The organism is Flavobacterium sp. B114r, from assembly GCF_056824125.1.
On the sequence record NZ_CP124858.1, the window covers coordinates 4,958,956 to 4,978,675 of the forward strand.

Below are 19,720 nucleotides of genomic sequence, written 5' to 3' on the forward strand. Positions count from 1 at the left end.
TGATTCGTTTGAAAGCTATTTCGAACTAAAGGAGATCAACTTGTGAAGAAGTGATTACTATTGGTTTTGTTTCAGATAAAGTAGTATATATAATATTGAGTTTTCCTTTACGATAATCCACCGTTGAATTCTTGTCTAAATTAAGGGTAAAATTACGTACAGAATTAGGAGTGTAAATCGCAAAACCTTTTGCAATACCAACCTGTGTAGCTCTTCCAGTTACCGAAACGTGTTCTATTTTTATATCTCCGTAGACAGAGATATTACCAGTTCTCTTAAATAACATACTCAATTGAGGTATCCCGGCTGTACTTATTGAAAACATCGGTTTTTCAAGCTTAACACTTAAAGTTAAAGCACCGCTTCTAATAATAACAGGAATAGCAATACCAAATGTGGGTACAAGTTGTACAGACATCGATTTTGGTGGCTTGAAAGCTTCTTTCTCTGCAGGCAGATTTTTTGTAACTGCCCTGAAATAAAGATGCGACCTATATTCACCTGGCTGCATTTCATTTGTATTTATTGCCTGAATTTTAATTGTTTGCGATTCATTGGGGGCAAGTGTAACAGTACGTGGAAAAAATCTAAAATTCTTATCTGCAAAATGCTGCGCCGAATCCGGTTGAGCAATCTGCTCAAAAGCACCATTTTCAAGCATTCTGTAATGTATAACAGAAATGAGATATTTTGTACTGTCAGATCCTGTATTGGCAACGGTCAATTCTTGTGTTCTTTTGTTTGCATCAAGAATTACCCTGCGTGGCATTATCATAAGATCACCCTGACCTGCACTATCATATGGGGCAACTAATTGCCCCGCTGTAAAAATAAATGATAGTACAAGAAGAGTAACCCCAACTTTCATAAAGAGGGTATTATTCATAATACGAGGATAAAGTGTTAATAATCTAAAGTTGTAACTGTTAGATTTAAATACAGTTTTTTTTTAATTCTAATAATGTATTTATTAATTGTAATTAACAGTAACTGCGAAAGGAGCTGCAGAAGTATACGATCCCTCAGCTTGTGAAGCCACCAGATTTAAGGTTGCACCAATAGTTATAGTCTCTGAACCAGAACTTAATGTTCCTATTGTTGCCGGTGTACTGGTAAAATTATCAACAGTCATTTGGTCAGTACCACTTGCAATAATTACTGATGATGGCAAAGTAATGGCATAGGTATACGAATCAGAACCAGAAACCGTAAAAGCTGCTGCAGTTACTGTACCTGAAGCTGCAGGCAAAGTTACCCCCCCTGTAATAGTCCTGCTATTATCCGGAGCTAAAACAACTGTACCAACGGTTCCATCTGTAGCTATGTTTCCAAAATTCATATCAGAAGCATTAGTAATACTTATTGGTGTGACTATTGTGGCCGAAGCTGTAGCGGTAGCTGTAGCCTGAGCAAAAACAGAAGAGGTAAACAAGATCCCTAAAAGGCATAAATTTGCTGGAGTAATTAAATTTTTCATGATGAGAGTAGGTATAAAATTATTAATATTAGATTGCGAAATTAAAATGAGGGGACAAAGAATAAACAGCTATAAAAATGACAATAAACAGCATAGGTCTATACGAAAACGAATTACCTATTTTTATATTTTATTTATATTTTTACAATTTATATTATCAAATGTATATCAAATATATCGATAAACTGAAAATTATTAAATTTATATGTTTAATTAACTGTTTTGATCTATGAGAACGGAAATTATTCTAAGTTCGTTTTTTCTAAAACAGCAACGAACTCAATGACAGTAAGATAAATTATAAATCAGACATGAAAAAGTGAATAAATATGTTAAAATTAATGACGTAGCTTATTTCTTCCTTTTTTAAATTTAGCGCATATTTTCATATGTTTTATCTATAATTCTAATCTACATCAGTCTGGCAAAAAGATGGTTTAATTAAATATCTGAGAATTCTCATTCTAGATTTAACTAACGGGTTATGAAGTTAACCGGGATGAAAAAAACTGGCAAATGAAATAGGTTTATCTGTCTTTTATCATTTTCATATATAATGAATAAAGAAAAATATTTTAAACGTATTATTTTTTGTAGGTTGGAAAAATCAGTTCAATTGACCATTACTGTCACAATGAAATTACCTTCCTAATTCGCTCTAAAAACTATCCTTTTCTGTATCATCAAAGACGGACCACCGGCTTTTCGGAAGCAAGAACCATTGCTTGCGTGTCGATAAACTCCCCATTTTAGTTAATTTGTCCTTTCAAAAGCTAATGGCGCTAATAAGATCAAAATAGTCCTCGATCTTTTGACCTTCTCAGTGCTTGAACTAAGATCCCGAACCAGTTTCCCTGCGTACAAATTCCCTGGTCTGGCGCCATGACGTTTACAGCTTTTTGCTGAGCTCCTCAATCAAATCCAATAATTCAGGTATTATCATATGTTTCTTTATCTTTCATTTTTGGTACGGCTTTAAAAACCATAGATACCGCGGGAAACGGAAATTTGCTCTCCTGTGATCCACGCAGCGTCATCGGAAGCCAGAAATACTACGGTTTTCGCAATATATGCAGGCTGTCCTCTGCGGCCAAGTGGTATTTTTTCGACAAACATCTTTTCATAATCACTGCCAACGATAACACCCGAACTGGCCACATCCTCTGTTTCCGTAGCTCCCGGCAAAATAGAATTGATACGAACGTTTTTAACACCCAACTCCTTAGATAAAACAATTGTGAAGGCATCCAGTGCAGCTTTACTTTAAGAGTACAAAGAGGCATTTTGCAGCGGATACTTACTTGCACCCAAACTGATATTGATGATATTTCCACCCTTATCACCAAAAAGTTTCAGAGATGTCTGGATAGTCAGAATTGGCCCCAGCACATTTACATTAAAAGCCAGATGAAATTTTTCTATTGAAATGAGTTCACTCGGTGAGTATCCTTGAGATAGCGCGTTATTTACTAAAATATCGAGCGTGTCGAAAGACTTCACGGTTTCTTTAAACAACCTGGTCACATCGGCTTCTTTCGATACATTGGCCTGTACCGCAATGGCTATGCTTCCATTACTAATTATCTCTTTTATGGATATTTTTAAAAAATACTAAACATTTAAATTAAAAATTATGAGAAAAGATATCCGAAAAATTCGCGATTATATAAAGGAGGAAACATTTACTTGCATTGGATTTGTTTTATCTGTCTTCTACATTTTACTTTATGTCACTGTTGTTTTAAACATAATTTTAGAATAAAAAACTTTTTACATAGAAAGACATTTCTCACAAACAAATAATTAAACTACTATTTATATATAAAATTCAAAAAAATGTAAGAAAAATTTTTATTGCTCATTGTTTTGTTCTCCTTTTATTCGTTTACTTCCAGTTCCGTTTTTAATGATCAAACTCCAAATACAATTTTAGGATCTTGGACTTGTCAAAAATCAGAAGGAGGAGAAAATGCAAATTATATCTCCACCCCAAAGACTCTGGGATATACTAAAAAAATAGTTTTTACTTCAGACAATAAAGTTATTACTTATAAGAATGATGTAGAGCTAAGGATAAGCAAATATGTGATCAGCAAAGGTATAAGCGTTTATGATAATAAAGAGCATGATGTGGTTATTTTTGAAGGTCTAACATATCTTATTGAAAATCCTGACAGTAAAACATTTGATTTACAAAGTGAATTATAACATTCATTTTAAACAAGTTGCATATTCAATATTTATAAAAACACTTAAAGATTCCGTGGCACAATCGTGGCGCAGTACATTTTGAATCCGGTTACATATATTAAAAATCCATTATATAAAGGAGGTCCTGGAGTTACAGTTCGAATCCCTCTTTCTCAAGTACTAAATTATTTCAACAAAAACTGCATTTTTCAATACCTAAGCAATACAGCTTATAAAATAATTATTAAAAAAAAGAGCAAAAACATAAAAATGGATTCAACTCTTAGCCCCGATTGCTTCGCCAGTTCGCTTCGCTCGTGTGCAGTGGAAATCCTTTTGTGCCGGAGTTCGGCACAAAAGATTGGAACGCATAGCGGGAATAGCTCCTAAAAAAAAGCATTAAGGAAGTAAAGCAACCCGCATCTGCATGAATTCCCAAAGGGCGCCGCAGGTCCGGACCAGCCCAAATGAAAGCCTGAAAAAATAAAAACAGAATCTGAAGGGATAATTTAATGAGCCTCAGTACATTTGGAACAAATGCAGGTAAAACACATAAAAACACTGACCCAGAAATTGACCCTAAGCCCTTGCCCTCTCTGCAATTTTTACCTAATTTTTGCCCCATGACCCCAGAAGAAATAAAACGCTATTTTGACACCACTCCCCCACCTGAGGAAGTGGAGTTAAAACCATGGGCGAGAATCACAGATTCCCAGCTTTTCCTTAAAAGCTGTTTCCTTACTATAAGCATACCACTGCTGATTGATAAGCCATTTCTCGATGGCTGTAAAATCTTTATCTTTCAAATGCTTTTTTAAATCGCTTAAATCCAAATCGGGACTTCCTACAACAATAAAATTTTCGGTAAGGATAGGTTCATAAACGATATGTTTATTCTCAATGGATTTTTGGCTTGCTACAACAAAATCAAGTTCCCCATCGGCTAATTGCTGTAACAAGTCCTTGGCTATGCCAAAAGTTGCATTCAGTTGAAATGGAATATTCTTCAAAAGAGGGTTTAAGAATATATCTATTCAACTTTATTATAGCGTTAACACAAACATTTTAAAAGATATTTATGAATTACGTCCGAAGTACAGCCGCCATTACAATGTCGAAAATCGAAAAAACAATTACTCTTGATTTTTAAATTAATTTTTCTTTATCGCAAAATTTTATGGTAGTAAGTTTATTTGCTATAATAAATTATCGCCATTTTTAATTTGTGGCAGAATCATGGCGCATGAAGTTTTGAAAACTAGAAGCTAAGCAAAATAAGGCGCTAAGAAGTTTAGGTTTGAAACTATTACAGTCCAACAATTCTGCCGACAGGGTCGGCAGAATTTATTTTCCATATTCAAATGTTTTCAAAATTAGATTAAATTCATTAAATTAGCAGTATGGATAAAGAAGCAGAATTAGGACTCGATTTTATAATTGACAAATTAACAAACTCAATAGAAAACGTGATTACTGGAGATCGTTTTCAGACTGAAATTTCTATTCTCCAAAATTCTGATTTAAAGTCTTTAACAAAGAAAAATGGCTGGCTTTTTAATTGGAATGAAGAATTTAAAAATCCAATTAGAGATGTTTATAAACTTACAATTTTTGGAAATTCAAAAATAATCCAAGGTCTTATAAGCTTAGAAGTTAAGTCAGATCATGTCTATATGCATCTTGTTGAAAGTGCTCCATTCAATAAAGGACAAACAAAGGTTTATGCTGGTGTAGCTGGTAATCTAGTTGCTTATGCTTGTAAATTATCTTTTCAGCGCGGTCACGATGGAAATGTTTCTTTTCTTTCAAAATCGCAATTAGTTGATCATTATGAAAAAACACTTGGAGCATTCCATTTCGGTGGTAGAATTATGATAATTGAAACAAAATCAGCTTTGAAATTAATCAATAAATATTTTCAAAATAAATAATTATGAAAACTAAAAAATTAGATTTAGATATAGACAGTATTGGTGGACTAAGTTCTCTAACATTAGCTGAAGAAAAAGCTTTAAGCGATTTTTTTCAAAAGAAAAAACTAACAAAAAAGAAAACTGAGAAAAAGAAATTAATACTTAAAAATTAGAACATAACATATCACATTTGATGTAGTTGATACTTTTTGCTTCAAAAATTTGGCAATCAGATGAATTATTATCTCAATTGTCTACATTATTGGTTTTGTGGCAGAATCGAACAGATTTAAAAAAATTAACGTGTAATCAGGCCAAATTAAAAAATTTATACAAATTTACATCAATCCCCAATGGGACATCCAAACCAAAATCATTATGCCATTCAAAGACAGCCTCTACTTCCAGAAGAAATAAAACGCTATTTTGACGCCACTCCCCCGCCCAAGGAAGTGGAGTTAAAGCCATGTGCTAAAATCACAGATTCCCAGCTTTTCTTAAAGAGCTGTTTCCTTACTATATACCATTATAAAGGAGACATTGAGAGTGCCCTGCCTGGTGGCATTTAAAAGAGTTCTATACACTTGTAAAATAATGTAAAGGAATATTTTATAGATACTCGTCTTACCACACAAGATAATTATAAATCAATTCTCAATTATTTCGAAATAAAATACAATTAAAAACAAGACAAATCAATCAATACAACAAACAAATATCTTATATTTACATCAAAAAGAATGATAGCAAAAAGCAGTAAGTCAATCTGTTAAAAATCAAATCATTACATACGAAAATTAACAATTTTATTTTCGTGGCAACATCGTGGCACCACAGGTTTAAAAAAATAAAAAATGCAGGAAATACGCGGGTTTCAAGCTTAAGGTTCGAATCCTGCTCTCCCCACGTAAAAAGTCCTAATGAAAATTAGGACTTTTTTTATGTATAGAATTTTAAGATAAATTCCAAATTTCTAAAATTCCAATCTAATGGAGGATCAAACGGATCAAACGCAAAAGTTGGGGATTAACCAAAAAGATTAGATAATCTGAATAAGAAGAAATCTACTTTCACTCCTCTAAATTGAGATGCCAGCGGGTCAATTGCAAAAAACCTACCAATCCTCGGGTCATGCATTCTAAAGGTGTAATCCAAAGAATTCCCTTCGCCTTTAATCTCATCATCCTTTTCCTGACCTTGGAATCCGTATCGATATTCGTTTGCATTACCTCGTCTAGTGGGCACTTGCATTCCAAAAGGGCATTACCTTATCATTGATAAGTCATCGTAAGAACATAAAACAAACATGTACAAAAAAACCGTTCAGATAGATTCTAAACGGTCATTTTTATGTAATAATAAGTTTTTTGAATTAATAAATCAACTTATAATGTGCTGTTTTGCATTTTGTTAATTTTCTCTACTTTTTCAGGAGAATCGAATGCTTTTTCAAAAAGTTTACTTTTTTCTTTAGCAAATTTCTCCACCGCTTCTAGTTCTTGGATAGTCATTTTAGGACGACCAGCCCAAAAACTAGTAGATTTTTCTATCTGCTTTTCTACTAAATCTCTTAATTCTTTTGTTCCCATAACGTTACAAATATACTATTTTTTTACTTATCCAATAATTATTGGTCGTTTTTCAGTTTAAACAAAACAAATTGATAGTCAGCTGTTTTATCTTTATTGTACTTTTCAATCTGTTTTACTACAATATCCTTTTGGAGTGATGTAAGGTCTTTTTCCCGTATCGTTCTTTCATGTTCTTTTCCTTTCCTTGTTATTGTTTGCTTTTTTTCAATAATTGTTATTTCTTCTTCTATCTTGCCTCCTGATATATCCAAATATTGTTCCAAACTACTAATATTTGAAGATATTTTCTGTTTGTAAAGCCTGTGTTTATGTAGTGTATTTCCAAAAAACAATATGGTGCAATCTCGATTAGAATTGAAAAAATGAAGAATACACATAAAAACAGTCGCTAAAACCTCATCATAATCGTTATTGTTGATTTCAGCTAAATCATTAACTCTTACTGAACCGTCATTATTTTCTAAATTTCCAAAACCTACATTATACCAATTGTGGCTTTTATCAACGGGTGAAATGGAAACTATTTTCGTTATTTCCTGTATTCCTGTACTAATGAACCTAAACTGATAAACTTCATTAGTAATACCTTCAAAATTATAATTATACGCCTTTTCTAAAAAATCCAAATCTTATCTTTTACAATTGAATTACAAATGTAAATATCATTCTCACTTAATTAGGATAATTATAGCGTTTTTAATTTCATCTCTGTTATTTTACTTCTAATTCCCAAAGCGTTCCATCGGGTGATTGTATTCGAGTTTCAATTTTTAAGTCATTAATGCTTTTAAAATCATACCGCTGAACACTGGTCACATATCGATAACCTCCCAGATACTGTGCATGCCTGAGTCCTAATTCTGTAATCCAAATCGACATTCTAGACTGCTTGAACTACTTGAAGTCCTTCACATAATGAAATTCACGTTTAAGTCGTTTCATCATTCTGGAGAGTACAGCTTCTAGTCCAATTGCTTCACCACAGTGCAATAACTGCCTTGACAATTTCTAAACTAAAAAATTTAATAAACCTTAAATTTTTCTGCTAAAAATGTATCAACTCTATAAACAATCAAAAGCCACTCCGTAATAGAAGTGGCTTTTTTTGTTTGCTTTAGATTGTGGACAGAAGTCAGAATATATTCCAACAGCATAGACAACAATTGCATATAGTCATAACAATTTTTACGAAAGCGGATAAAGTAATTTTTTCGAAATTTCATCATTCTCATCAAATGAAAAAAGATATTTATTTGAGTCTTTATCAAATGTAGAATGATAATTTGGCATTTCCACTTTATAGTAATTACAAATCCAACTTGCTATGCCAAAAAATAAACCTTCTATTTGGAAATTACAAAAGTTTAAATCAATCTCATTTATTTTAATTAAAACCTTCTTTTGTTTTGGAAAAATCTCAGAGACCCACTGTATTCCATTTTCAAGTTTTGTTTTATTGTTATGAATATATTTATTTTCATTAGATATATTCAGTTGCAAATACAAAAAATCATTTATTTTGATTAAATCATTCATTTCAAACTCCTCAGACATTTCGAGAATCTCACCTTTAAAGCCAATCAATATTCCCCATGAAGATTTAAATAACCTAAAATATGATTCATAGTCACCCATAATTATTAAAATTTTATTTGATTAAAATTACCTGATGGTCTAATTACATGGTCAAAAGTATGATTATTTGGATATGCATGAGTTTCTAACCATGCATTTGCCGCATCGTCACCAATACCTCTCATATCGAAAACTTTTAACTTTCCATAATTAGAAACTTTAAATGTTAAAACTTGTAAATCAGTATAACCAAATCCTTCTAACATAGACTTATATCTTAATGCATCTGCTTTGGTTCCAAAAGAATAAACACCTTCACCCACAAATGATTTAGTATAACCAACTGGAAAAGGAACTCCTCCATTCAAAAGTCTAGCAACATCTTCAACGCCCTGAACAGTATAAAAACTACTAGCGCTACTACCCATTGCAAAACCCTTTGGTATAAAACCAGCTAAAACAAAGAATGGAGAATCTAGTTCTTGAGGAGTTACTCTACCACTTGCTGAACCCGCCATGGCTTTATTAGCCGAATTTATTTGGCTTGCACCTATTTGCGTTAGTAATTCACGATAGTTTGCGGCCGTAGTTCTTGAAGATAAGAAATCACTTGTTTCTTGTGAAATCACATCGCTTGGTTTACCAGGATTACCAATTAAATCTTGTGCTGATTTCCAGTTACTTCCAAACTTCCAACCTTCAGATTGTGCATAATCAATAGCAAAAGAACAAAAAACTAAAGCACCGGAAGGATTCGGTCTTGTTGCAACAGATTATTTTACCGGGATCGCCTGGCTAAAAATGAGACTTCTCCCAGACGAAGACACAAATTGTGCTATTGGTGAAGTGATATTTGAACCAAATTGCAGAAACAACTGGCATACACATCCCAGTAATCAGATACTCATTGTTACAGAAGGTATCGGTTATTATCAAGAAGAAGGTTTTTCCATTCAACAAATAAAAGTGGGTGATGTTATTAATGTGTTACCTGGTATCAAACACTGGCATGGCGCTACACCAAATGGAAGGTTTATACATTATGCTGTAAGTATCAATACTGAAAAAGGTATGGTTGATTGGCTTGATCCTGTTACTGACGAACAATATAATTCTATTAAGATCCAGTAGCGTTATACAAACCGATGTCATCGATTGCTGGAAATGAGAAATTAACTCCCTGCAATTCATGCAATCTTTTAATTAACAAAATAAAATTGCTTTAAAATTTGGAGCAAACGTATTTTTATTTCTAATTTTGTATTGATCATTACAAAAATAAATAAAAAAATGAGAGGAAGGCCTACCATATACCAAGACGCTAATATTGTAAAGAAAGCACAGGAAGTTTTTTGGCAGAAAGGATATAGTGCTACCTCATTGAGTGATCTGCAAAAAGCAACTGGTGCCGGTGCCGGAAGTTTTTATAATACTTTCAAAGGGGGCAAAAAAGAGGTCTTTCAAAAAGCTATTGAAGAACGACTATTAGCTTTTGACGCCTTTAAAAAGGAATTAAGCAAAAGCGAATTTCCATTAGAATTAATTAAAGATTTTTTTAGAAGTATCGCTTCCGCAGAAGAAAATGAGCATCTTAAAGGCTGTATTATTGCCAATACGGTTGTAGAAATGACTTTTATTGATGATAATCTGGAAGCAGATGCGGTTCAGATTTTAAAAGAGGTCGAACAAATGTTTACTCAGGCAATTAAAGACGAAAAATTAAAAGGAAATTTAAAAACCCAGACTGATCCGGAAATACTTGGCAGATATCTCATAACATTTTGGTGCGGACTTAATACGCTCAGAAGAATGTATCCAGACAAAAATGTCTTAAAAAATCAAATCGAAATGCAATTAGCTGTTATCAGCTAATTTTTTTGACTATTTATGTATCAATCATTACAAAATTAAAATAATAAAAATGAATTTAAAATTAGAAGGGAAAAGAGCTTTTATTAGCGGTTCGACACAAGGTATTGGTTTTGCAATTGCCAAACAATTATTAAATGAAAAAGCCGAAATTATCATTAATGGAAGGCATGAAGAAAAAACAAATCTGGCAGTACAAAAATTAAAAAATGAATTTCCAGATGCCTTAGTTTCGGGAATTGTCTGTGATTTTGAGAAAAAAGAAGAAGTAACTGCTTTATTAACTAAATTAAACAATATTGATATTTTGATTAATAACGTCGGCATTTTCGAATTAAAAGATTTTGAAAATCTGGAAGATGGAGATTGGTATAGAATTTTTGACATTAATGTAATGAGCAGTATCAGGCTTTCTAAAAAACTTTTACCTCAAATGCTGGAGAAAAAATCAGGAAGAATTGTTTTTATCAGCAGCGAATCGGGTGCGAATATTCCAGAAAATATGATTCATTACGGAATGACAAAAGCTGCAATGACAGCAGTAAGTAATGGTTTATCTAAACTAACTAGAGGTACGGAAGTTACAGTGAATACGATTTTAGGCGGACCAACTTATTCTGACGGTGTTGCTTCAACAATTGAACATATCGCTTCTGTACAGAATATAGAGATTGAACAAATGAAAAATGCCATCATACAACAGACCAATCCGCATTCTTTATTACAGCGTTTTATTGATCCATCTGAAATTGCCTCGCTGGCAGTTTATCTTTCAAGTCCGCTTTCTATAGCAACAAATGGGGCATCGTTACGAGCAGATGGAGGTGTTTTAAAAACTATCTGATTATTCTAAAATTGAATCAATCAAAAATTATTCTTTTTGGTCAACGAAAATTGGAGATACCTCCAATTTTGCACAAAAAGCTAAGTCGGTTTTAATAAAAAGAGGTTAACGATATGTATATTTGACTCTACATTTTCCTTCAATCCCCAATAGGACATCCAAACCATATTCATAAAGCCAATAAAAGACAGACCCTACATATAACAAGCCAATCTCTTCTAATCCTCCATAAAATTTGTTGAAATTTGTCCCGCCAAGGTATCTCAACGGAACATAAAAACCGCATACTATTTACAAATAATTATTACTTAAACAGTATAAAAAAAAAATATTCCATTTATAAATGAACTTAGAATTATAAAAGTTCAATATTATTAACTACGTGCAGAAATTAAATTTCCATTTTTTAAGTGCACTAAATACATTTGAGGTATTACAAGTGGAAGAAATATAATTAGAGTAGTAAATCAATAGAATTTATTATTAAATACATTATTACCATGTACTTATATGATTCTTTACAATATCAAGGTTCTATATAGGGATTTGATCAAAAACGGGATTCTTATTATATGATCAAATAAATCACAGATACCCTGAAGTTTTAAAAATCTAATACTGGAGAAAAACCGGTATTCGATTTTCTTTTTCCAATGTTAAATTACAATCGTTATAACTATTTTTGGGTTAGTTGTTATTCTCAAGGGACGTGTGTTCCTACAAATGCATTTTGTAAACATCTAGGGATATTTATTTTCATGAAAAAGTTTGCTCCAGCTATTTTTCTTGCAATGAAAACTGTGACTATATCCTCTAATAAGTAACATTCGCCACTGGCAACTATTTTTAATCAATTAACTGACAACCTTTTATCTTGTACTGAAAATTCCAATTGAGTAATTTGATTTAAAAACAAATTAAAATTTTAATGGTTAATTTTGATTAGTTAATTTTGCTCCCTAAAAATATGCTTTATCCATCCCGTTTATATTTTTGGTCACCCATAAATAAGTTAATAAATGATTAAAAAGATTTTAAAAATTACTTCAATTTTTACAGGATCACTACTGCTGCTTTTATTGATAATCCTAACCGTTGTTCCGTATTTTTTTAAAGATGAAATAACAGCTAAAATAGAAAGTATTGCAAACGAAAAATTGGATGCAAAGATCTCTTTTGATGAAGTTGGACTTTCGGTTTTTAAACACTTTCCTGCATTAATTGTTTATGCTAAAAATATTAGTATCGATAACAAAAAAGTTCAATTTGCATCATCAAATGTGGTAAAGGCTAAAACAGCAGCAGTTGGAGTTAATTTTTATAGTTTACTAAAAGGTAAAATTATTTTAGATGCTATTTATTTAGACTCAGCAAATTTAAACTTTGAAATAGATTCGAGCGGGAATGCAAATTTTAATATTGTAAAACCCTCAGGAGCTTCAAAAGATACTACTACGACCGAATTTAAAATTAAACGTATCATTGTCAACAAAACAAACATATCCTATAACGATAAAAGCACTCCTTTAGATTTTAAAATTCAAGATCTTAATTATAAAGGAGAAGGAGATTTAAGCGCTGATATTTTTGATCTTAACTCTCATATCAAAATAAAATTGTTTGATTTTAGTGCAGACGGGGTTCATTATGTACACAATAAACCCATAAATGCGGAAATTATTACGCATATAGATGCTAAAGAACTTAAATTTAAGTTCGAGCGCAATAACATTCGGATCAAAAATTTTCCTTTCTCATTCAACGGTTATTTTGCTTTTATTAAAGGAGGATATGATTTTGATTTACACATGCAATCTAAAAACTCTACAATAGAGGAAATGCTATCGATTGTACCGCCTTCTTATGACAATTGGAAAGAACAGATGGCTATTACAGGGAATATTGATTTCAAAATTATAGCACGTGGGAAGTACATGCAGGACCAATCAGAGAAACCAATGGTTTTAGCAGATCTGCAAATTAATAGCGGTACCATTGCTTATAAAAAAATTAAAGAGCCTGTAAAAGAAATTAATATCAATGCCAGGGCTTTGGTCAAAGACTTAGATATTAACAAATTAAAATTTGATCTGGAAAACCTGTCGTTTAATCTGGATGGAAAAAAAACAGTCCTGAATTTCCATTCAGAAGGCTTTAAAAAGTTAAAAATTAAAACTGCAGTTTCTGCCCATTTAGATTTAGCAAAATTTAAAGAAGCACTAAACCTAAACCGACTTGATATTCGCGGAGACATTGCTCTTAATTTAAAAGCCGATGGTATCTTTTTACGCGATCTGGGATTTAGCCCGCGTTTAAATAAAATGGATACTATAATTAAAAGTATTCCTAAGTTTGAGTTTAATGCAAGCTTAAAAAATGGATATCTGAAAGATCTAAAGAGAAAAGATGCTATAAAAAATGTTAATCTTAATTTAAGTTTAACGGCTAAAGACAGTATTTTACGTAACATTTCAGGTAAAGTAACCAATCTGAATATAGAAGCTCTGGATAATTTTATTCGCGGAAATTTCTCTCTTCATAAATTATATCCTTTTACTGTTGATACTGAATTAGAATCTAAAATTAATTTAGCCGAGGTACATCAATTTTATCCTTTAGACAGTTTAGAAGTTAAGGGAGATTTAAATTTAAAAGTAAGTATGCACGGGGTTTTAAACCGTAAAGAAAAAAGATACCCATCCTCTAAAACGATCGTAAACATTAAAAACGGCTATTTAAAATCACTTAAATTCCCAAATATTCCGATACAAAATATAAACTTAAACGCAATTGTTACGAGCGAAAAAGGTACAGGACAAGATCTAAATGTCAAATTGCAGCCCGTCGAATTTGTTCTTGCAGGATCACCTTTTAAAATTGAAGGGGAAGTGACTAACCTTTATGATTTAGTATACAATATCAAAACTCAGGGAACTTTGGACATTGGTAAATTAACTCAGATATTCCCCATTAAAGACGTCAATGTTTCAGGAATCATCCAGACCAATCTTATCGCTAAAGGCTCTAAAAAAGATTTAGATGCCAAAAATTACGACAACATTAAAAATGGCGGAAAGCTCGAAGCTAAAAACATAGTAATTAAAAGTGCCTTATTTCCGGAAACGTTTCAAATTTCTAAGGGTACATTTAAATTTTTTAAAGATAAGATGCGTTTTGAGGATTTTAATGCTACATACGGTAAATCTGATGTTGTATTAAATGGTTATATCCATAATTTTATACGATATATGTTTAATCGCAAATACCTGCGTGACGCTAATGAAAAGCTTAAAGCAGAGATTGATCTTTCCAGCAATCATATTAATGCCAACGAGTTTTTTGATATGATTGCCAAATATACTGACGCTAAAGCTGAAGAGGAAACAGCACAAAAAATAGATTCTACTGCTATAAACACCGGCATTAAAAATGTAAATACTAAAAATAAAAACTACGTCATTAGAATTCCCAGAACAGCGGATTTAAAAATTACGGCAAAAGTGAATCTCCTTCAATTTGATTCTTATAAAATCAATAATTTTACAGGAACACTGGATATCAACGACCGCAAAGTTCAGGTAAGCCAGGCGACTTTTGATATGGCGGGTACCCAGATAGAGATGACCGGAGATTATAAAGCGCAACATCGCTTGCTAGCGAAATACAATGCCCATTTTAAAGCCAGTAATTTTGATATTCAACGTGCCTATTCAGAGATTCCTATTTTTGCAGATATGGTGAGTATGGCTAAAGATGCCTACGGTTTGGTTTCTGTTGATTACCAACTTGCCGGAAGTATTGACCAAAATATGGATATTGATTTTAAATCGATAGCCGGAGAAGGAACGTTAACACTGGAAGATATTAAATTTAAAAACTTTAAACTTTTAAATCATGTAGCTAAAAAAGCGGATGCTGCGGATTTAGAAAAAGCCTCATTTAATAAAATTGCCATTCACTCTACCATTAAAAATAATGTGATGACTATTACGCCAACAACGATGAAAATGGCAACTTTTAGAGGTAAGCTTGAAGGGCAGGTTACTATGGATGGCAAATTAAATATCGGGTTTCGATTAGGACTGCCACCAATGGGACTTATTAATGTTCCTATGAAAATTACAGGTACCGCAGACGATTTTAAAATTACTACCGGTAAATTTAAAGAAGACACTACTTTTTCAGAAGAGAGTGAACTCAATAACCTGAAGGCGCCGGAGCGACAAATCAGAGAAAGAGATACCCTAAAGTTACCTCCTGTAAATTCAAAAATTTTAGATACACTTAAATCAAGATAAAAGTTTTTGAGTTTGTGTTAATTACTAAATATCTATAATTTTGTCCCGGACACTTCAAAAAAAATATTCTACTAAAATAAGAGTGTGACTTATAAATTTTTTTACATGAATTATATAAGTCCAGACTCTACAAAACCAAGTTAACAATGCTAAATTTATTTTCTTACGGAACTTTACAAAAAGAGCAAGTGCAAATGGAAACTTTTGGCAGACTGCTAACTGGAAAAAAAGAGACTTTATTAGGGTATGCCCTAAAAATGGTTGAAATTACAGATCATGAAGTTTTACGAAAAAGTGGACAAAAATTTCATCCAATAATTGACTTTACAGGCAATTTAAATGATAAAGTTGAAGGTATGCTTTTCAAAATATCAGAAAAAGAAATACTTAACGCAGATAAATATGAAGTTGATGATTATAAAAAAATTGAAGTCGAATTTCAATCAGGTGAGAAAGGATTCATTTACGTAAAAAAGTAAAAATCAGTTCTACTAAAACAACTCAGGAGACGTTCTTTTGGCGCTTTCTCCCCTGAATAAATTACTCAGTAAATTATTAAACAGTTTTTCGTTTTTTGCTTCTTTTGCTGCATAAAAAACAAAACAGGAAATAAATACGAGATCCTGTTTTGTTATCATTTTATTCCTTCAAAACCCTTATTGCAGTAATTCTTTTGACTGAGCCAGTGTATCAGTAACCACGGGAACCATAAATAGCTGTTGAAGAAGCATCTTTAAGTATATCTATTCGCTGATTTGATGAGTTAATCAATATTTTCAATAGCTGCTTCAATTTGAATCTGGGACATATCAAAAATGTTACTATCAACAGTAGTCCAAGCCACCGATAATTCTGTACAAGCCAATACCACTGCATTATTTAAACTGTATTTTTTGATGATATCAGCATACTCCTGCATTAGCTCTTTACTTTCTGTTTCCCAATAAATATGTTTACGAACGTCCTCTATTACGACCCGTTCTGCTACTGCAGGAAGTGATACTGCAATGTTTTGATTGTTAAATGCCCATTTTAAGTAATCCGATTCCATCGTATGCAAGGAACCAAATAAAATAATCTCACTAAAACCCTCATCCTTAAGTTTGGCAATAGTGAGATGCACCGGATGAATAATTTTTGGCATTGTACTAAGCTTATCAATGGTTTCATGCAGGGTAATATTTGGAACTAAAACAGCATCTACTTGCAAATGACTCAATTCTGTCAAATAATTACTCAAGAGCACTTTAAGCTTATTTGAAGGTTTGGGGAGCAAGTTATTTAGAACATCAAAATTGGTATTCAATAATGTAAAGGGACAAGTACTGTATCCTGCTCTTTTTTTATGATAAAGGCGGTTAAGTTCCTTAATATAAAAAAGGGTAGAGCGGCTTCCTAATCCCAATATACCAAGTGATTGTATTTTCATTATAAATGCTCTAAAACGTAATTGGCAAAATACTTTTTACGATCCGTAATTCTGTCTTTGATAACAAACGCTGTCTTTTTTAGAATTTTATCTAAAATTTTATCATTGTATTTTCTTGAAATTTCAGTTAAAATTTTCTCGCCTTTAGCGAAATGAAATATCTTATTGATCTTTTTTATAAATACATCCTGTTCTTTCGTACTTACTAAAAAACTAGTCGCGATGCCCTGCTTTTCGTCATATTCCGGTTGGTGTTTAAAATTTTCAATTTCAAAATCAGCATCCAGTTCTCTATTGATTCGTTCCAGTAAATTCAGGTTAAACGCAGCGGTAACCCCTTTACTGTCATTATAGGCAGGCAAAACAATAGCTGCCGGTTTTATTAGGTCTACACCTAAAAAAAACTTATCCCCAAAATTTAAATTTTCACTCAGATTAGCAATAAAGACTTCCGCCACATCATCAGGCATATTCCCGATATTGGATCCTAAAAACAAGATCACTTTTGGATGTTGATTTTCTTTTAATGATTCTAAAACCTCGAAATAATCTCCTTGTTTGGTTTTTACCGCAATATGGGGCATTTTCTGATTGAGATCTTTTTCTAATTTTTCTAAAGCATTCTGCGAAATATCTACCGGAATGTAATCAAATTTGTAATTTTCGCGAGAGAGTTCCTGTAGCAATTCCTTAGTTTTCATACCATCACCAGCCCCAAGTTCTATCAGTTCAAAATAAGTATCCTGATCTAATGCTAATGCTTTAATTATCGAAGCGCTTTTATCTTTAAATATTTCATGCTCTGAACGCGTAACATAATATTCTGGCAAATGCATAATTTCGACAAAAAGAGCATCTCCTTTTTTATCATAAAAAAACTTTGAAGGTAACGTCTTCAAAGACTCATTTAATCCGTCATTAACTTCCTTTTTAAATTGCTCTAATGTACTTTTTTGGGATTCCTTTTTATTTAAAACGACTGTCTCTTTCATAATTAAGGCTATTGGTTATTTATTTTTAAGTTATCTTAAAAATACGATAGGAAACGATGCATGATGTTATACTATTTTCGAAAAATGTTCTGTTTAAAGAATGTTACTATACAATAAAGATACAAAAAGCTAAAAGGTAAAACCATAATAATTAAAAGATTACTGATTCCATTTAACAGTTCGCTTGTACCAAGAGCAGTAAGTCCTAATGCTGTAGCCGTAATGATAATACCCCAACCAAGTTTATGTTTTTTAGAAGGATTTTCATTGCCATTATCACTAAACATCCCTAATACAAAAATGGCTGAATCGACTGAATTAATAATAGAAATAGCGACTAAGAGACCTGCAACCAAAAAGGTAATTTCATGAAATGGAAAATGCTCTAAAAAAACAAACAAAGAACTAAACACGTTATCAAACTGTGTACTATTGCCCTTTTCTATTATCTCAAAAGCAGCATTGGCAAATATGGAAAACCAGATGATAGTGGCTAAAGTAGGTACTAAAATTGTAGCAATCAAAAATTCCTTTATGGTTCTACCTTTCGAAATGCGGGCAATAAAAATACCCGTAAAAGGAACCCACGCCAACCAGAATGCCCAATAGAAAACTGTCCAATCCTGGGTAAAAGTCCCTTTGGTTGTATAAGCTCCTGTAGCGAGACTCATTTCAAAAAAATGAATCACATACTGATAAAAAGCCGTAAAAGTCTGAGTTATATAAAGATTAAAATTTAGAAACAAGGCCACAAAAAGCATTAAAATAATGGAAAAAACAAAATCAAAATCAGCCAAAATTTTAATCATTTTTGTAATTCCCGTCAATGCGGAATAAGTAGCGATGCATCCCATTACAAACACGCTGATCAATAAAAAAGAAGTTCCAAACTCTGCCTCAAAAGTATAATTCAGTCCGCCTATTAATTGTGCCGTTCCCAATCCTAATGAAGCGATTACTCCCGTAATAGTGATTAATACGATAAAGAGAATAGCGCTAAACTTCAGTATATTATTTTTTATATCGGGAACTATGGCATGCAATAAATTAGGTGCTTTTTTTATATAAAGATTATAAGCAACTAATAAACCAAACAGGCTGTACATCGCCCAAGGCGTAAAACCCCAATGAAAAAAGGTGTATTGAAGTGCTGTTTCTTTTGCATTCGTAGTGGCAACCGGACTATTATTAAAATAATAAACAGGTTCCTGTACCGCACGAAGCAATAAACCGGAACCCATTCCGGTACTGTACAATAAGGCAATCCAACTGAAATAGGAATAAGCCGGTTTCTCTGATCCCAGTCTTTTGTTTCGAATAGGCAAAAACAGCAACACTAAAGAAGCAAGCACTATAAGAAGTCCCAATCCTAAATAATAAGTGCTAAAAACTGATAATAACTGCTTATTGATATGACTTAAAACAGACAGCAAGGTATCCGGTGCCAAAATTCCGGTTATAAAGAATACAGCACCAAAAAACATCCCGTATAAAAGTAGATTATTAGCCCGAAAATGACTGGATAGTTTTGAAATCAAAAT

The 19,720-nt window shown here is 32.4% G+C and carries 21 protein-coding genes and 2 pseudogenes; 10 read left to right on the forward strand and 13 right to left on the reverse strand.

Translation table 11 applies throughout. The features are described from left to right. Positions 1-25: 25 nt before the first annotated feature. The 3 genes and pseudogenes from QLQ94_RS20695 to QLQ94_RS20705 all read right to left on the reverse strand — a co-directional run bounded on the left by QLQ94_RS20695 (position 26) and on the right by QLQ94_RS20705 (position 3,076). Positions 26-886 carry a fimbrial biogenesis chaperone gene (locus QLQ94_RS20695; RefSeq protein WP_271336673.1) on the reverse strand — a complete coding sequence of 287 codons (861 nt, stop codon included), beginning with the start codon at positions 884-886 and terminating at the stop codon, positions 26-28. An 84-nt stretch (positions 887-970) separates the two neighbouring features. Continuing rightward, the gene (locus QLQ94_RS20700) at positions 971-1,477 is read right to left on the reverse strand and encodes a DUF4402 domain-containing protein (protein ID WP_271336672.1); all 507 of its coding nucleotides are present in this window, start codon (positions 1,475-1,477) and stop codon (positions 971-973) included. A gap of 975 nt (positions 1,478-2,452) precedes the next feature. Further along, positions 2,453-3,076, reverse strand: a pseudogene (locus tag QLQ94_RS20705) (SDR family NAD(P)-dependent oxidoreductase). 255 nt (positions 3,077-3,331) lie between these two features. On the opposite strand from QLQ94_RS20705, the gene QLQ94_RS20710 reads away from it, so the two are divergent. Then, entirely contained in the window at positions 3,332-3,685 is a 354-nt protein-coding gene (locus tag QLQ94_RS20710) for a hypothetical protein (RefSeq protein WP_271336671.1), read from the forward strand. 605 nt (positions 3,686-4,290) lie between these two features. Continuing rightward, complete coding sequence (locus tag QLQ94_RS20715; RefSeq protein ID WP_482499999.1) at positions 4,291-4,485, forward strand: DUF6965 family protein; 195 nt, start codon at positions 4,291-4,293, stop codon at positions 4,483-4,485. On the opposite strand, the pseudogene QLQ94_RS20720 reads toward QLQ94_RS20715, so the two are convergent. Next, positions 4,444-4,677, reverse strand: a pseudogene (locus tag QLQ94_RS20720) (LysR substrate-binding domain-containing protein); the annotation flags it as partial. The gene QLQ94_RS20715 and the pseudogene QLQ94_RS20720 sit on opposite strands and share 42 nt — an antisense overlap. A gap of 390 nt (positions 4,678-5,067) precedes the next feature. Between QLQ94_RS20720 and QLQ94_RS20725 the strand changes: the two are divergent. The 3 genes from QLQ94_RS20725 to QLQ94_RS20735 all read left to right on the forward strand — a co-directional run bounded on the left by QLQ94_RS20725 (position 5,068) and on the right by QLQ94_RS20735 (position 6,149). Next, positions 5,068-5,598: a hypothetical protein gene (locus QLQ94_RS20725; protein WP_271336669.1), complete on the forward strand. Its 531-nt coding sequence runs from the start codon at positions 5,068-5,070 to the stop codon at positions 5,596-5,598. A gap of 2 nt (positions 5,599-5,600) precedes the next feature. Continuing rightward, the gene (locus tag QLQ94_RS20730; protein ID WP_165571361.1) at positions 5,601-5,753 is read left to right on the forward strand and encodes a hypothetical protein; all 153 of its coding nucleotides are present in this window, start codon (positions 5,601-5,603) and stop codon (positions 5,751-5,753) included. A 180-nt stretch (positions 5,754-5,933) separates the two neighbouring features. After that, positions 5,934-6,149, forward strand: a complete 216-nt coding sequence (locus QLQ94_RS20735; protein WP_414655394.1) for a DUF6965 family protein — start codon at positions 5,934-5,936, stop codon at positions 6,147-6,149. A 457-nt stretch (positions 6,150-6,606) separates the two neighbouring features. On the opposite strand, the gene QLQ94_RS20740 is transcribed toward QLQ94_RS20735, so the two are convergent. The 6 genes from QLQ94_RS20740 to QLQ94_RS20765 all read right to left on the reverse strand — a co-directional run bounded on the left by QLQ94_RS20740 (position 6,607) and on the right by QLQ94_RS20765 (position 9,376). Beyond that, positions 6,607-6,831: a hypothetical protein gene (locus tag QLQ94_RS20740; protein WP_271336668.1), complete on the reverse strand. Its 225-nt coding sequence runs from the start codon at positions 6,829-6,831 to the stop codon at positions 6,607-6,609. Between the two features lie 134 nt (positions 6,832-6,965). After that, positions 6,966-7,169, reverse strand: coding sequence for a hypothetical protein (locus QLQ94_RS20745; RefSeq protein ID WP_271336667.1), 204 nt, complete (start codon positions 7,167-7,169; stop codon positions 6,966-6,968). Positions 7,170-7,207: 38 nt separating this feature from the next. Next, on the reverse strand, positions 7,208-7,798 hold the full coding sequence (locus QLQ94_RS20750) for a DUF6934 family protein (protein WP_271336666.1): 591 nt from the start codon (positions 7,796-7,798) through the stop codon (positions 7,208-7,210). Positions 7,799-7,883: 85 nt separating this feature from the next. Further along, positions 7,884-8,051 (reverse strand): hypothetical protein, encoded by a 168-nt coding sequence (locus tag QLQ94_RS20755; protein WP_271336665.1) that lies wholly within the window; start codon positions 8,049-8,051, stop codon positions 7,884-7,886. A 306-nt stretch (positions 8,052-8,357) separates the two neighbouring features. After that, positions 8,358-8,807, reverse strand: coding sequence for a hypothetical protein (locus QLQ94_RS20760; RefSeq protein WP_271336664.1), 450 nt, complete (start codon positions 8,805-8,807; stop codon positions 8,358-8,360). A gap of 5 nt (positions 8,808-8,812) precedes the next feature. After that, positions 8,813-9,376 (reverse strand): hypothetical protein, encoded by a 564-nt coding sequence (locus QLQ94_RS20765; protein WP_271336663.1) that lies wholly within the window; start codon positions 9,374-9,376, stop codon positions 8,813-8,815. Positions 9,377-9,548: 172 nt separating this feature from the next. Between QLQ94_RS20765 and QLQ94_RS20770 the strand changes: the two genes are divergently transcribed. From QLQ94_RS20770 to QLQ94_RS20790, 5 genes are all read left to right on the forward strand, one after another. Beyond that, the gene (locus tag QLQ94_RS20770; protein WP_271336662.1) at positions 9,549-9,878 is read left to right on the forward strand and encodes a cupin domain-containing protein; all 330 of its coding nucleotides are present in this window, start codon (positions 9,549-9,551) and stop codon (positions 9,876-9,878) included. Positions 9,879-10,037: 159 nt separating this feature from the next. Beyond that, entirely contained in the window at positions 10,038-10,619 is a 582-nt protein-coding gene (locus QLQ94_RS20775; RefSeq protein WP_271336661.1) for a TetR/AcrR family transcriptional regulator, read from the forward strand. Positions 10,620-10,668: 49 nt separating this feature from the next. Next, on the forward strand, positions 10,669-11,460 hold the full coding sequence (locus QLQ94_RS20780; protein ID WP_271336660.1) for an SDR family NAD(P)-dependent oxidoreductase: 792 nt from the start codon (positions 10,669-10,671) through the stop codon (positions 11,458-11,460). A gap of 1,019 nt (positions 11,461-12,479) precedes the next feature. Further along, positions 12,480-15,758, forward strand: coding sequence for an AsmA family protein (locus tag QLQ94_RS20785; protein ID WP_482498392.1), 3,279 nt, complete (start codon positions 12,480-12,482; stop codon positions 15,756-15,758). A 146-nt stretch (positions 15,759-15,904) separates the two neighbouring features. Beyond that, positions 15,905-16,237: a gamma-glutamylcyclotransferase family protein gene (locus QLQ94_RS20790; protein WP_482498394.1), complete on the forward strand. Its 333-nt coding sequence runs from the start codon at positions 15,905-15,907 to the stop codon at positions 16,235-16,237. Between the two features lie 284 nt (positions 16,238-16,521). Here the strand turns inward: QLQ94_RS20790 and QLQ94_RS20795 are convergent, their stop codons facing one another. The 3 genes from QLQ94_RS20795 to QLQ94_RS20805 form a co-directional block, all read right to left on the reverse strand. After that, entirely contained in the window at positions 16,522-17,187 is a 666-nt protein-coding gene (locus QLQ94_RS20795) for an aspartate/glutamate racemase family protein (RefSeq protein WP_482498396.1), read from the reverse strand. After that, positions 17,187-18,179, reverse strand: coding sequence for an L-histidine N(alpha)-methyltransferase (locus QLQ94_RS20800; RefSeq protein ID WP_271336656.1), 993 nt, complete (start codon positions 18,177-18,179; stop codon positions 17,187-17,189). Before QLQ94_RS20800 ends, QLQ94_RS20795 begins: the two co-directional genes overlap by 1 nt. Positions 18,180-18,250: 71 nt before the next feature. Continuing rightward, positions 18,251-19,717, reverse strand: a complete 1,467-nt coding sequence (locus tag QLQ94_RS20805) for a BCCT family transporter (RefSeq protein ID WP_271336655.1) — start codon at positions 19,715-19,717, stop codon at positions 18,251-18,253. Positions 19,718-19,720: the final 3 nt, after the last annotated feature.

Excerpts from the sequence above, each read along its gene's own strand:
- QLQ94_RS20785 (WP_482498392.1), top strand. The coding sequence starts at position 12,480 with ATGATTAAAAAGATTTTAAAAATTACTTCAATTTTTACAGGATCACTA.
- QLQ94_RS20725 (WP_271336669.1), top strand. The coding sequence starts at position 5,068 with ATGGATAAAGAAGCAGAATTAGGACTCGATTTTATAATTGACAAATTA.
- QLQ94_RS20795 (WP_482498396.1), bottom strand. The coding sequence starts at position 17,187 with ATGAAAATACAATCACTTGGTATATTGGGATTAGGAAGCCGCTCTACC.
- QLQ94_RS20755 (WP_271336665.1), bottom strand. The coding sequence starts at position 8,051 with ATGTCGATTTGGATTACAGAATTAGGACTCAGGCATGCACAGTATCTG.
- QLQ94_RS20775 (WP_271336661.1), top strand. The coding sequence starts at position 10,038 with ATGAGAGGAAGGCCTACCATATACCAAGACGCTAATATTGTAAAGAAA.
- QLQ94_RS20770 (WP_271336662.1), top strand. The coding sequence starts at position 9,549 with ATGAGACTTCTCCCAGACGAAGACACAAATTGTGCTATTGGTGAAGTG.
- QLQ94_RS20730 (WP_165571361.1), top strand. The coding sequence starts at position 5,601 with ATGAAAACTAAAAAATTAGATTTAGATATAGACAGTATTGGTGGACTA.
- QLQ94_RS20695 (WP_271336673.1), bottom strand. The coding sequence starts at position 886 with ATGAATAATACCCTCTTTATGAAAGTTGGGGTTACTCTTCTTGTACTA.
- QLQ94_RS20800 (WP_271336656.1), bottom strand. The coding sequence starts at position 18,179 with ATGAAAGAGACAGTCGTTTTAAATAAAAAGGAATCCCAAAAAAGTACA.
- QLQ94_RS20740 (WP_271336668.1), bottom strand. The coding sequence starts at position 6,831 with ATGCAAGTGCCCACTAGACGAGGTAATGCAAACGAATATCGATACGGA.
- QLQ94_RS20780 (WP_271336660.1), top strand. The coding sequence starts at position 10,669 with ATGAATTTAAAATTAGAAGGGAAAAGAGCTTTTATTAGCGGTTCGACA.
- QLQ94_RS20715 (WP_482499999.1), top strand. The coding sequence starts at position 4,291 with ATGACCCCAGAAGAAATAAAACGCTATTTTGACACCACTCCCCCACCT.
- QLQ94_RS20735 (WP_414655394.1), top strand. The coding sequence starts at position 5,934 with ATGGGACATCCAAACCAAAATCATTATGCCATTCAAAGACAGCCTCTA.
- QLQ94_RS20760 (WP_271336664.1), bottom strand. The coding sequence starts at position 8,807 with ATGGGTGACTATGAATCATATTTTAGGTTATTTAAATCTTCATGGGGA.
- QLQ94_RS20790 (WP_482498394.1), top strand. The coding sequence starts at position 15,905 with ATGCTAAATTTATTTTCTTACGGAACTTTACAAAAAGAGCAAGTGCAA.
- QLQ94_RS20700 (WP_271336672.1), bottom strand. The coding sequence starts at position 1,477 with ATGAAAAATTTAATTACTCCAGCAAATTTATGCCTTTTAGGGATCTTG.
- QLQ94_RS20745 (WP_271336667.1), bottom strand. The coding sequence starts at position 7,169 with ATGGGAACAAAAGAATTAAGAGATTTAGTAGAAAAGCAGATAGAAAAA.